Source organism: Photobacterium angustum, from assembly GCF_002954615.1.
Lineage (GTDB): Bacteria > Pseudomonadota > Gammaproteobacteria > Enterobacterales > Vibrionaceae > Photobacterium > Photobacterium angustum_A.
Map to the genome: position 1 here is coordinate 1,440,707 of NZ_MSCJ01000001.1, position 13,090 is coordinate 1,453,796.

Below are 13,090 nucleotides of genomic sequence, written 5' to 3' on the forward strand. Positions count from 1 at the left end.
CTTACCATGCAGTAGTAGCTATATATTTTCGTCACATTTAATAACGTGATGCTTTAATTAGATAATGCCCATCTCTTTACCTACTTCGATAAAGGCATCAATCGCTTTATCCAATTGCTCTGGTGTATGTGCTGCTGACATTTGTGTACGAATACGTGCTTTGCCTTTTGGTACAACAGGGAATGAGAAACCAACCACGTAAATGCCTTTTTCTAGGGCGCGCTCGGCAAACTCTGCCGCAATTTTTGCATCACCTAACATGATAGGAATGATCGCGTGATCAGCCCCAGCCATCGTAAAGCCAGCTTCTGTCATGCGAGTACGGAAATGCGTCGAGTTACTCCATAAACGATCGCGAAGTTCGCCGCTTTCCGCTAATAAATCAATAACGCGATTTGAAGCAGAAACAATTGCTGGCGCGACTGAGTTAGAGAACAGGTATGGACGTGAACGTTGACGTAACCAGTCAATCACCTCTTTCTTACCTGCTGTATAACCGCCTGATGCACCACCCATCGCTTTACCTAATGTACCGGTAATAATGTCGATACGATCCATAACATTATGGTATTCATGCGTACCACGACCATTTGCGCCCATAAAGCCAACCGCGTGAGAGTCATCAACCATCACAAGTGCGCCGTATTTATCCGCTAAATCACAAATCGCAGGTAGGTTCGCTACGACACCGTCCATTGAGAACACGCCATCAGTTACGATTAATGTATTACGCGCACCAGCTTCTTTTGCTGCAATTAATTGTTGCTCTAATTCTGCCATATCATTGTTGGCATAACGGAAACGCATCGCTTTACATAAACGTACACCGTCAATGATTGACGCGTGGTTTAAAGCATCAGAAATAATCGCATCTTCTGCACCTAAAATCGTTTCAAATAAACCCGTATTTGCATCAAAGCATGAGGTATAAAGAATCGTATCTTCCATACCAAGGAAATCAGACAATTTACGCTCTAACTCTTTATGCGCATCTTGCGTACCACAAATAAAACGTACAGACGCCATACCAAAACCGTGCTCATCCATCCCCTCTTTAGCCGCTTTTATCAACTCAGGGTGGTTGGCTAAGCCAAGGTAATTGTTGGCACAGAAATTTAAGACTTCTTGACCCGATTGGATATATACCGCTGCTTTTTGTGGTGATGTGATCACACGCTCAGATTTGTATAACCCTTCACTTTTTACATCTTCAATTTGTTTTTGGATTTGGGTATAGAATGCAGAAGTCATGATGTCCCTCACAGTATTATTATGGTTTATGTTAGTTAGCAAAAATTAGCTAACAACATTCTCGTCACATGATATAAACAACTATCATAGCGACCCTGTCCGAATAAAAATCGTAGCTATGCCTTGTTTTAAGCTATTTGTATTCCTAAATCACAATTAATCCAATACAGATAACTACAAGATAATATTGCCATTCTAAATCATGCTAAAAACAACTATTATCCCCTGCGATGGAAAATGATTAATGAACTGTAGGCACAAATAAATGGATACACATAAGCTCATCGCACTAATGCCAGATTTAGCTACCTTCATCGTTATTGTAGATGAAGGCAGTTATACTGCGGCTTCACGCAAGTTAGGTGTTACGCCATCCGCACTCAGCAAGCAAATCGCACGGTTAGAAAAAGCCTTATCAGTAAAGCTATTAGAACGTACAACACGTAAATTGATGATCAGTGAGTCGGGTAATCGTATTTATAAGCAATGTACCCAGATGATTGATGCGGCTAAACAAGCGATTGAAATATCAAGCTCTGAGCATACTGTGCCCTCAGGGACTGTCACAATTGCAGCCCCAAAAGCCTTTATGAACATTCTTCTTCAACCTTTAGTTAAACCTTTCTTAACACAATATCCTGAAGTAAATTTAAAACTAAAAGCCTGTGATGGTGATATTGATATTATCGCTGAAGGTATTGATGTGGTATTTCGTTTAACAGAAAGACCTTCTGAAGGCTTAGTGTTAAAAAAAATTGGCAAAGTAAATCTGACTTTGTGTGCCAGCCCTAATTATATTGCCCAGCGTGGTATGCCAATACACCCCCGCGATTTAAAACACCACGACTGTTTATATCTCGCTGAGACTAATATCGATCACATATGGGATTTTGATAAGAACGGGGAACAAATAACCGTTGCTGTTTCTGGTCGATATGCCGTCAATCACTCTCAGATGCGATTAAAAGGTGTAAAAGATGATTTGGGCATTGGTATCTTTCCTGACTTCGTGATCAAACACGATCTTATTGCTGGTAAGGTGATTCAGGTTTTACCGGATTGGACTATTCGAGGTAATTATCACGGAGACATTGCACTACAATACGCGCAAAGTAAGTTTATGCCAGCAAGAATTCGTGCAGTCATTGACTATTTTACGGCTCATTTGACTCTTTAATGAAAATTAAAGTTTAGTAATTTGCTCAATATCTCCTTTTTAGCGCTAGAATCATTATTTTAATAACAATTCATCGATTATTTCTTTGTGATGGTTGATACTCTATTAACACTAAGTAATTATAAATAAAAGCATTTTTATACAATTAGACGTTAAAAAATGCACTAATACATCAAGGATAGAGCATATGAATGCTAAAATTATCGAAAACCACGATGAGTTGATGTACTGGATGAATTTAGTTGAAAAAGAGTATGGACACTCAATTTTGATTAATACTTCGATTCATTTTGTATCTGGTACATATGAAGATGGCACCACAGGCCACGCGATTGAAATCACGAATGATCAAGAAGAGCTTATTGCACGCTCTCCAGTTAGCCTAGAACTAATGAATTTTGCTAATAAAATGCAGTCTGTAGTTTCGAATCAAGGCGTACAGAGTTTAAAAGGCAATACGACTAGATTACATTAATAATAAATTCATATTACCTTTTCTAATGAATTATAAAGAGCCACTAACCCAGTGGCTTTTTTGTTAGATGTAAAGCATGATTCAATTACTGATATGAAGTGATTACGATCTTTCAATTAGAAAAGTACGTATTAAGCAATTTATAACGAGGTTTCTTTCCCACACAATGAGTAAGAATAACAACAAAAGGCTCAGTATCCTTTTAAAGCTTAACACCTACATTACACCGTATAAGTGGCGTGTAGTTGCTGCTTTAGCTGCACTTCTCACTACAGCAAGTCTTACACTTTCAATTGGTTACGGGGTTCGGATTTTGATTGATCAGGGTTTTGCCCAACAGTCATTAACCGACCTTCGCCATGCCATTCAATTTATTATTGGCTTGACTATCTGTATCGCAATTGGCACATATTTCCGTTTTTATCTCGTCTCTTCCGTTGGTGAGAGAGTGAGTGCTGATATCCGTCTTGCCGTATTTAACCATGTGATCTCACTACACCCTAGTTACTTTGAAACCAACAGTAGTGGCGATATTATGTCGCGACTAACGACTGATACTACTTTATTGCAAAGTATTATTGGGTCCTCATTTTCAATGGCTATGCGCAGTGCATTATTATGTTTCGGCGCCATAATCATGTTGTTTGCGACCAACTTTAAACTGACATTTATTGTCCTTATTTCTGTTCCCTTTGTATTAATACCTATCTTATTTTTCGGACGACGTGTACGCGCATTATCAAGAAAAAGCCAAGATACGATGGCAGATATTGGCAGTTATGCGGGAGAAGCCATCGAGCATATTAAAACAGTACAAAGTTTTAGTGCTGAGCAGTATGAAAAGCAAGCTTTTGCAGATGAAGTGGAAAAAGCCTATGACGTGGGGCGACAACGAGTAAAACAACGCGCTATTTTAATAGCCGGTGTCATTGCCATCGTTTTTAGTGCAATTGCAGGTATGCTGTATGTCGGTGGCAGTGATGTGATAAATGGTGAAATGTCAGCTGGTGATTTAGGGGCTTTCGTTTTTTATGCCATCATGGTTGCATCTTCAATGGCAAATATTTCAGAAGTGCTTGGTGAGTTACAAAGAGCCGCTGGCGCGACGGAAAGACTCATAGAGATCCTTCAAGTAAAAAGTGATATTTGTACGCCACATGATCACGAATCAATTGACTGTTCTCACCCATCAGACATTCGCTTTAACAATGTGAACTTTTACTACCCTTCTCGCTTAAATCATCCTGCTATCAATCAATTAAACTTAGTTGCTGAACAAGGTAAAGTTTTAGCTCTTGTAGGACCTTCAGGTGCCGGTAAAACAACGCTTTTTGAATTACTTCAACGCTTTTACGATCCACAACAAGGTCAAGTTTTAGTTGGTAATAAAGATATTCGCCAATTTGCGCCAAATGAACTTCGTCAACACATGGCACTCGTTCCTCAGCAACCTGCATTATTCAGTAATGATGTATTCCATAACATTCGTTACGGCACCCCAGATGCAACAGATGAAGAAGTGATTGAAGCGGCAAAAAAAGCCCATGCCCATGAGTTTATTGAAAAACTACCTAATGGTTATCATAGCTTCTTAGGCGAGCGAGGCGTGCGTTTATCTGGTGGTCAGAAACAAAGAATTGCGATTGCGCGAGCTATCCTTAAAAACCCTAAAATTCTTTTACTTGATGAAGCAACCAGTGCGCTAGATAGTGAGAGCGAACACTATGTACAGCAAGCACTTGAAGAACTAATGAAAGATCGCACTACATTAATCATTGCTCACCGACTATCAACGATACAGCACGCAGATAAAATCGCTGTATTAGAGGGTGGAGAACTTATTGATGAAGGCGATCATGAATCATTACTTAAAAGCTGCGAACTCTACCAGCGCTTAGTTCATCTTCAGTTCAAGCATTTAGAATAAGACTATCTCGATTAGTCAATATTCACTCGTAATAACTTAAATAGCCGACACTCCGTCGGCTGTTTTTTACATCAATTTAAGACACTTTTAGTTATTCATCTGTGCATTGGCTTCACTTTTAAAATATAAGCCAATCACTTCGTTAAAATCTATTTGATTATGAAACAGTAAGCTCTAAAGTATAGCTATAGCTTTGTAATGTGTATGGAATTTGTGATGGAAAAATATATTGGCCTAATGTCTGGCACTAGCATGGATGGCGTAGATGCCGTTCTGGTTGAAATGAATGATCACAATATTAAGCTATTAGGTAATCATGACTACCCTATGCCAAGTGATTTAAAACAAGCCCTATTGGATGTTTGTATCGGTCAAAGCACAAACCTTCAACAAATTGGCGAGCTTGATCATCGCTTGGGTCAGCTTTTTGCCGATGCCGTTAATGCCTTACTAGAAAAAACACAGACACCTGCAAGTGCGATTAAAGCTGTCGCTAGTCACGGTCAAACCGTTTTCCATGCTCCAGATTCACCCTATCCTTTTACCATGCAATTAGGTGACGCCAATATCATCGCTGCTAAAACAGGGATTACCACCGTTGCTGATTTTCGCCGTAAAGACATGGCATTTGGCGGTCAAGGCGCGCCATTAGTGCCTGCATTCCACCAGCAGCTATTTAGCGATAAAAACATTAATCGTGTCATTTTAAATATTGGCGGTATTTCCAATATAACCGTTCTGACACCGAATAAACCTGTGATAGGTTTTGATACCGGTGTAGGCAACATGTTAATGGATGCATGGATCAATCTGCATCTTCAACAAAGCTATGATAAAAATGCACAATGGGCATTATCAGGCACAGTGAATGTAGAGCTATTAGCTAACCTACTCAGCGAACCTTACCTATCATTATCTGCACCGAAAAGTACCGGACGAGAATTGTTTAACTTGCCTTGGTTAGAGCAACATTTATCAGGTTTAACCATTAAGCCTGAAGATGTACAAGCCACCCTCGCAGAATACACTGCAGTAACCATTGCCAACGATGTAAGACAAACAGCGCAAGATACGCCCAATAACATGCCTAATGAGTTATTAGTGTGTGGTGGCGGAGCCCATAACCCATTAATAATGCGTCGTTTAACACAGCTGCTAACTGATTGGACAGTGACGACCACCAATGAGCGTGGTGTCGATAGCGATAATATGGAAGCAATGGCATTTGCATGGCTTGGCTATCGCACACTCCATGGTTTATCCGGTAATTTACCCGAAGTGACTGGCGCATCGCAATTAACCACATTAGGTGCGATTTACCCTGCACAGTGATTTATGACGCTGACCTAAAATAACGAAGAAACAATCTGTTATACTCATTGCCATCATTAAAAGCCACTTTTTTCAGTGGTTTTTAACATGGCACACGCTCAATTGAAGACAGATCTAATATGAATACAATGAACAATAATGCGTTAGATTCCGATCATATTTGCGCAAAAGATTTGAACCAAATCGCTCTAATTTCATGTTCAACTCAATATGATGAACAAAGCGTCAATAACGTGGTTGATACTTTTATTGCCCAGGGCTACATGGTTACCACCAAATATTTAAACCAAGTAATTTCTGACATCGGTTATGTGAATACAGATCAAGAACGAGCAAATAACCTTATCGCCGCCTTACTGGATCCAACGATTGATGTTCTATGGTTCTTCCGTGGTGGTGGTGGTGCATTAAACCTCTTGCCCTTTTTACACGCTTACAAAACACAGTTGCTGGAAATAAAACCAAAAATGATTGTTGGTTTTAGCGATGTTACGGCTATCCATAGTTTTATTAATAACGAATTAGGCTGGCAATCGGTACATGCTGTGAACGCTTCAACCAATCAAGCGACCAACGGCGGTAATGAGCAACCTATTCCTGATTTAAAAACCTTAATAAATGACGGTGTGAGCTACAACAACGTATTGCCTCTCAATGACTTAGCTAAGAGCGCATCTGTATCGGGTCAGCTTATCGGTGGCAATCACACATTAGTTTCAGCCACCTTTGGCACAAATTACCAACCTGATTTTTCAAATAAAGTCTTATTGTTGGAAGATATTGGCGTCACTTACCGCCAGCTTGATCGCTATCTTCAGCAATTACTGTTCTTAAAAGACTTTGACGTTAATGCGATTGTGTTTGGACAGTACTACAACATGGATCCTAACGATCAAGACCGTCTAATGTATAAACATGTGCTTGAACAATTTGCTAAAAAACTTGGCAAACCCGTGTATTACTTCCCTTTTATCGGTCACGGTAAATATAACCAACCGGTTATTTTTGGTCGTCAAGTTTCGTTACAACGTCACGAGATTAACGAGCATGGTATGCCATCTGATTACTGTAATTTGACGCAAAATTAAGACATAAAAAAACGGTGAGAGGCTATCAACCTTTCACCGTTTTTTTCTAAGCGAGAATGAATTACTTCGCTTGTGCCTTCAAGAATTTCTTCACTTTCTTCATTGCCATTTGGCGCTTAAGAGGTGATAGATAATCAATGAAAAGAATACCTTTCAGGTGATCAATTTCATGCTGTAATGCAATAGCAAGGAAATCATCACGCTCAAGGTGAATATCATTACCATCACGATCAAGCGCTGTTAATTCGATTTTTTCAAAACGCTCTACATCTGCGTAGTAATCAGGAACAGATAGACAACCTTCTTGACCAACAACAGGATTTTCACCACGAACAATCTTAGGGTTTACGAATACCTGTGGCTCGTTGCGCTCTTCAGATAAGTCGATAACAATGATAGATTCTTTACGGCCAACTTGAGGTGCCGCTAAACCAATACCATTACCCGTTTCGTACATGGTGTGAAGCATGTCATCAATTAGCGTTTGAATGTGCTCAGCTTTTACGTCTGCAACATCTTCTGCTTGAACGCGTAGCTTTGGATTTGGTTCGGTTAAAATTTCTAAAACTGCCATTTTCTCTCTACTTACTTAATGGTGTTAAATACCTTGCTGGGTCGTAACTTATCAGATAGGCGCTAACTCTCAAAGTGATAATTCATATCGTTACTTTATGATTAATAAATTACAGAAAATAGCGTGTAAAAAACAATCGTTTTTTTCAATTAGACTGATAGGCAGAATTTATAGGTAGGATATTTTTAAATATTGGCAGCCCAATATTCACCATGTTCATTATCAAAAGCACGTTGTAAGCTTTTATAAAGCATTATTTTTTCAATCGGTTTAGAGACATAATCATCCATACCGACACTTAAACAACGTTTCTTCTCTTCCTCCATAACGTTTGCTGTTAAGGCTATGATGATAGGTCGTGACATTGATGGCATCTCTCTAATTAATTCAGTTGCCTCTAACCCACCCATATTGGGCATTTGGCAATCCATTAATATCACATCGGCGGTATTTTCTATCATATACTCAACCGCCTGTACTCCATCATTAACAATGGTGATATTTTTTAAACCAAATGCTGTTAAAAATGCCTTAATTAATTGTTGGTTAACCATACTGTCTTCAACCACTAAAATCTTACGATCTTCATACATGCTAAGGTTGGTAATTAATGCATGATCTTCGCCATTTTCTTTTCTCTGAATATCCGACTGTTTTAGTGGTATATCAAACCAAAACTCTGTGCCATTACCAATAATGCTTTCGACCTGTAATTTTGCTGACATTAATCGACACAAGCTGTTAGATATGGATAAACCAAGCCCTGTTCCACCAAATTGACGAGAAATAGATCCATCAGCTTGTGTATAAGAATCAAAGATAAAAGCGAGTTTTTCTTCAGCAATGCCAATCCCCGTATCTTTCACTTTAAAACGCAGCCATTGAATATGTTTATCGTTATATTTTTTTAATTCTTCGCACTGCTGCTCAGGCGGATCTCGCTTTTCAACCACTAATTTCACAGAGCCTGTATGGGTAAATTTAACCGCATTACCAATAAGATTAATCAGAATTTGTCTTAACCGCCCTTCATCTGCGGTGTAGCTATCCGCCAGCCCCTCACCTATTTCTGTTGATAACTGTATTTTTTTTATCTTGGCTTGATGGATAAACGGTGTCGCACAACTATGTACAAACGGCTTTAAATTAAATGGCGTCATGTGTAATTCCACATTACCCGACTCTAATTTAGAATAATCCAATATTTCATTGATAATAACTAACAATGAATAAGCTGATTCTTTGATATAACCAATTTGGCGTTGTGATTCTTGATCTAAATTTCGTTCTTCTAAACATTGTACAAAGCCAAGTACTCCATTCATTGGCGTTCTAATTTCATGGCTCATATTCGCCATAAATTCAGCTTTTATTTTTATCGCTTCGCTTAAATCGTTGGCCTGCTCTCGTAATTTTCTATTTAAACCTTGTAGCTTACTTTCCGTATTATAAATACACTCATCAGCTTTTTTTAGCTCGCTGGCTAATAAGGATACTTCCCCTTCGGCATCTTCAACTTCTGTAATATTCACACCACCCGAACCAATTTTGGGAAGTTGACCAATCAAAAACGTTAGTGGTCTTGTCACTTTGCGGTACATGTAAACTAAAATGAAGATAATAAAAAACAAGAATGGGAGAATAAAAACAAAAAGCTGTATTAGTATCGTCCGAATAATGTCAGCCGAACTGTAATATATAACGTAATTAAAAATATTATCGCCATTAAAAGATACCGGATAAGTAAGTGTATAGTTTCCCTCATAAATAGATAAACCCGGTGCTTGTGCTAATGGTGTGTAACTGTTGCCATCATTTTTCTCATAAAAATGAATTAAATTTCCATCCAAGTCATACAGTGATAAAGAGAGTATTTTTTTATGGGTTTCCAATGAGCGATTTAATTCTATCGACGTTTCTGTATCTTTATAAATAGCAGCATCAATAATTAATGGTGAAAAGGTATTCATCATTACTTTGATGTCTTTGACGACCCGCTGGGTATTATTGTAATAACTAATATATAGCGCTGTTAACATAACACACAGTAGAACACTGCTCATTACCAGCGCTATTTTGCTGAATAAGCTCGTTTTATGGTATAAATGATGCACATCAATATCATGTGATATCTTGGCGTTTAATCGCTCATTCTTTCCATTTTTAAGACAATTATCGTCCAATTTATTTTTCATCATTAACCCTCTAGATAATATTACTTCTCTATGGGTAGTCCTTTTTCTGACCAATCTAACCACGAACCATCATAATGAGCGACATTAAATCCAGCTTGTTTTAATAAGAAATAAGATAATGTTGAAGCAGTGCCTTTATTACAGTATGTGATTGTTTTCTTGTTATGATCTAAATTACTTAGTATGTCAGACAATTCTGATTTAGTTTTTAAGGTTTTTTGACCATCTGAATTAGTTGTAAAAAACTCACTCAGCTCGATATATTTAGCTTTAGGTATCCGACCGTATTTATCAGTCACAGATTTTTTCCCTAAATATTCATCATACGTGCGGCTATCATAAATCTCATAATTAGGGTTATGGACAGCGACTTTTGCTACAGTCGTACTCGCATAAATATTTGATTTCAAGACAGGAACAAAATCAGATTTAGGTAATGTATTTACTGTTTGAGACAACGGATTATGTTGTTGCCATGCATTGAGTCCGCCATTAAGTATTGCGACATTTTTCACGCCATATAACTCTAATACCCAAAATAAGCGTGAGGCATGCATAAGCTCGCCTTGATCATAAACAACTATCGTAGCGTCTTTTGTTACCCCTTTCTCACGTAAAAGAGGGGCAATTGTGACCTTATTTTTAACGTAATAAACGCCGTCTTTAATAGCATAAGTATCATCAACAGGAAAACTGATTGCGGTAGGTATATGCCCTTTATCATAATCTTCTTTTGAACGAGTATCGAAAATCACAACAGGATGTTTATCTGCAATCTGCGCTTTTAACCAATCTGGCTCTGCTACCATATCTTGCTGTGCAAAGGCATTACTACTCAATAATGCCCAAGTTACAAACATAAAATACGCTACGAACTTCGATAGATCTCGCCATTGAATCATTCTTCCCATCCTTATCACCCTGCAATACTGAATTTTATCAACACACAATCAAGTGACTTACCTAAAAACACAGCAATTAACCAGCCAGTTTATTAAATAGACAAATTATTGATTTATCAGGTAGTTAAACCTTGTTAATTAAAACTGCTATTCCCAAAATGCATTTTGCAAAGCAAATTAGCGCTTTATGACTGTTTTTTTAGACATTGCCATTGCATAAAAATAATGTTTTATATCAATACGATATTTATCCATATCTTCATTTCATTACCTTTCATTAGTATAGGATGATTACCAATAGATATTTGTTTTATGCTGTTTTAGAATGCTGTTTTATCAAAAGTCTTTATGATGAATAAGAAGCCCGACCGTAAAACGGCGATGTTGAGTATTATCAGCCAAGTGAAACAACAATTTCCTCTTTATGACGAAAGTACTTTTGTCTGTGGTCCTGATAACAAATGCGTCGGTTGCCCTAAAAAACTGTTAGAGCTCGTTGATACTGATTTAACCTATTGGGAATCCGCTATTTCACGAGGTGAAACACCGCAATTTGACGAGATCCGTCGATTTGGCAAACTTTGTAATAATGTCCGCCGCGCATTAGTGAGAAACAACATCATTAGTAACTAGTTGTTTTTGTCTTCTCTGCCCGACTACATACAGCCGATTGTTAAGCGTGGTATAATCTGCACGTATTTGCGTTAGTTAGTGCGCCGCATTAGCTATTTAATGATTTATTTTGAGATTCTACATGCCATTCTCTAAGCTTGGATTAAACGATTCTATCGTTAAAGCCGTAACCGAAATGGGTTACACCTCTCCTACTCCTATTCAAGAAAAAGCCATTCCTGTTGCTCTAACCGGTAAAAACTTGATGGCAGCAGCACAAACAGGTACGGGTAAAACTGCCAGTTTTGTACTGCCTATTCTACAAATGCTAGATGATGGCACCAAAGTTCGCGCAAAACGTATACGTGCTCTCATTCTTGCACCTACTCGTGAATTAGCCGTTCAAGTAGAAGACAATATTAAGCAATACAGTAAGCACTTAAATTTAACGTCAATGGCAATGTACGGTGGTGTTGATTACGAACCGCAGAAACGTCGCTTAATTGAAGGTGTCGATATTCTTGTCGCTACCCCTGGTCGTCTATTAGATATGTACACTAAGCGTGCAATCCACTTTGATGCCATTGAAATTCTTGTACTTGATGAAGCTGACCGTATGTTAGATATGGGCTTTATTGAAGACATTAATAAGATTGTTGAGCGTTTACCTGTTGATCGTCAAAACATGCTGTTCTCTGCAACGCTTTCTGATCAAGTACGCTTTCTTGCAAAAACAGCGGTGCGCAATCCCATTGAAATCTCAGTAGCAAAAGATGCTTCTGCTGATCCAAAAATCGATCAATGGCTTGTTACTGTTGATAAAGACATGAAATCGGCTTTGCTGAGCCATTTGATCCAAGAACAAAAATGGGATCAAGCATTAATCTTTATCGAAACTAAACATGGTGCAGCAAAACTGGTTACCCAATTAGAAAAGCGTGGCATTTCCGCTGAATCTTTCCACAGTGGTCGTAGCCAAGCCGTACGTTCTCAATTACTGGAAGATTTTAAAAACGGTAAATTGCAATATCTTATTGCCACTGGCGTCGCTTCGCGTGGTATCGATATTGAGCAACTGACTCGTGTTGTTAACTACGATCTACCGTTCCCACCAGAAGAATATGTGCACCGTATTGGTCGTACAGGTCGTGCAGGAGCATCGGGTGAAGCGATTTCATTTGTTTCACGCGATAACTTTAAAAATCTATGCATGATTGAAAGCCTACTTGGCCATTTGATCACACGTAAAGAAATCGAAGGTTTTGTACCGAAAAAAGACGTACCCGTTTCGGTTTTAAACTACAAGCCTAAGTTTAAAAAACCAATGACACCTCGTGACAGTGATAGCGAAAATTCTGAGCGTAAACCTCGTCGAGATACACGCTCGAAAAACAATGCGCCACGTGGTGAAAATACAAAATCAACTAAGCCTAAACGTCGTAAACCAATTACTGATCGTGATACGGGCATTCCACGTAACCCACGCAATAAAGCGAAACCGGCTCAGTAAACACAGCGTTAAACTTTAAACAAAAAATGGCGAGATGGACTGAATAT

At 38.5% G+C, this 13,090-nt stretch carries 11 protein-coding genes; 7 read left to right on the top strand and 4 right to left on the bottom strand.

The genetic code is table 11. The annotated features are described in order from the left end of the window. Window positions 1–57 precede the first annotated feature (57 nt). Window positions 58–1,251, bottom strand: coding sequence for a glycine C-acetyltransferase (locus BTO08_RS06270; RefSeq protein ID WP_105060340.1), 1,194 nt, complete (start codon window positions 1,249–1,251; stop codon window positions 58–60). Window positions 1,252–1,516: 265 nt separating this feature from the next. Between BTO08_RS06270 and BTO08_RS06275 the strand changes: the two genes are divergently transcribed. From BTO08_RS06275 to BTO08_RS06295, 5 genes are all read left to right on the top strand, one after another. Continuing rightward, on the top strand, window positions 1,517–2,428 hold the full coding sequence (locus tag BTO08_RS06275) for a LysR family transcriptional regulator (protein WP_105060341.1): 912 nt from the start codon (window positions 1,517–1,519) through the stop codon (window positions 2,426–2,428). Window positions 2,429–2,615: 187 nt separating this feature from the next. Further along, window positions 2,616–2,903 (top strand): hypothetical protein, encoded by a 288-nt coding sequence (locus BTO08_RS06280; protein ID WP_045082896.1) that lies wholly within the window; start codon window positions 2,616–2,618, stop codon window positions 2,901–2,903. 166 nt (window positions 2,904–3,069) lie between these two features. Next, the gene (locus tag BTO08_RS06285; RefSeq protein WP_105060342.1) at window positions 3,070–4,830 is read left to right on the top strand and encodes an ABC transporter ATP-binding protein/permease; all 1,761 of its coding nucleotides are present in this window, start codon (window positions 3,070–3,072) and stop codon (window positions 4,828–4,830) included. 216 nt (window positions 4,831–5,046) lie between these two features. After that, window positions 5,047–6,162 carry an anhydro-N-acetylmuramic acid kinase gene (locus BTO08_RS06290; protein WP_105060343.1) on the top strand — a complete coding sequence of 372 codons (1,116 nt, stop codon included), beginning with the start codon at window positions 5,047–5,049 and terminating at the stop codon, window positions 6,160–6,162. A 119-nt stretch (window positions 6,163–6,281) separates the two neighbouring features. Beyond that, the gene (locus BTO08_RS06295; protein WP_105060344.1) at window positions 6,282–7,250 is read left to right on the top strand and encodes an LD-carboxypeptidase; all 969 of its coding nucleotides are present in this window, start codon (window positions 6,282–6,284) and stop codon (window positions 7,248–7,250) included. Between the two features lie 61 nt (window positions 7,251–7,311). Here BTO08_RS06295 and def read toward each other — a convergent pair whose 3' ends face one another. The 3 genes from def to BTO08_RS06310 form a co-directional block, all read right to left on the bottom strand. Then, window positions 7,312–7,824, bottom strand: a complete 513-nt coding sequence (gene def, locus BTO08_RS06300) for a peptide deformylase (protein WP_105060345.1) — start codon at window positions 7,822–7,824, stop codon at window positions 7,312–7,314. A 185-nt stretch (window positions 7,825–8,009) separates the two neighbouring features. Then, on the bottom strand, window positions 8,010–10,082 hold the full coding sequence (locus BTO08_RS06305; protein ID WP_242446240.1) for a response regulator: 2,073 nt from the start codon (window positions 10,080–10,082) through the stop codon (window positions 8,010–8,012). After that, entirely contained in the window at window positions 10,040–10,930 is an 891-nt protein-coding gene (locus tag BTO08_RS06310; RefSeq protein ID WP_242446241.1) for a sulfurtransferase, read from the bottom strand. The genes BTO08_RS06305 and BTO08_RS06310 overlap by 43 nt, the downstream gene beginning before the upstream one ends. Window positions 10,931–11,272: 342 nt before the next feature. Here BTO08_RS06310 and BTO08_RS06315 point away from each other — a divergent pair, with 342 nt between their 5' ends. Both BTO08_RS06315 and BTO08_RS06320 read left to right on the top strand, forming a co-directional pair. Continuing rightward, window positions 11,273–11,554, top strand: a complete 282-nt coding sequence (locus tag BTO08_RS06315) for a hypothetical protein (RefSeq protein WP_198038452.1) — start codon at window positions 11,273–11,275, stop codon at window positions 11,552–11,554. 121 nt (window positions 11,555–11,675) lie between these two features. Beyond that, window positions 11,676–13,043 carry a DEAD/DEAH box helicase gene (locus BTO08_RS06320; protein WP_105060348.1) on the top strand — a complete coding sequence of 456 codons (1,368 nt, stop codon included), beginning with the start codon at window positions 11,676–11,678 and terminating at the stop codon, window positions 13,041–13,043. The last annotated feature ends 47 nt before the right edge of the window (window positions 13,044–13,090 follow it).

Coding starts and splice junctions, on each gene's coding strand:
- BTO08_RS06270 (WP_105060340.1), bottom strand. CDS start 1,251: ATGACTTCTGCATTCTATACCCAAATCCAAAAACAAATTGAAGATGTA.
- BTO08_RS06275 (WP_105060341.1), top strand. CDS start 1,517: ATGGATACACATAAGCTCATCGCACTAATGCCAGATTTAGCTACCTTC.
- BTO08_RS06280 (WP_045082896.1), top strand. CDS start 2,616: ATGAATGCTAAAATTATCGAAAACCACGATGAGTTGATGTACTGGATG.
- BTO08_RS06285 (WP_105060342.1), top strand. CDS start 3,070: ATGAGTAAGAATAACAACAAAAGGCTCAGTATCCTTTTAAAGCTTAAC.
- BTO08_RS06290 (WP_105060343.1), top strand. CDS start 5,047: ATGGAAAAATATATTGGCCTAATGTCTGGCACTAGCATGGATGGCGTA.
- BTO08_RS06295 (WP_105060344.1), top strand. CDS start 6,282: ATGAATACAATGAACAATAATGCGTTAGATTCCGATCATATTTGCGCA.
- def (WP_105060345.1), bottom strand. CDS start 7,824: ATGGCAGTTTTAGAAATTTTAACCGAACCAAATCCAAAGCTACGCGTT.
- BTO08_RS06310 (WP_242446241.1), bottom strand. CDS start 10,930: ATGGGAAGAATGATTCAATGGCGAGATCTATCGAAGTTCGTAGCGTAT.
- BTO08_RS06315 (WP_198038452.1), top strand. CDS start 11,273: ATGAATAAGAAGCCCGACCGTAAAACGGCGATGTTGAGTATTATCAGC.
- BTO08_RS06320 (WP_105060348.1), top strand. CDS start 11,676: ATGCCATTCTCTAAGCTTGGATTAAACGATTCTATCGTTAAAGCCGTA.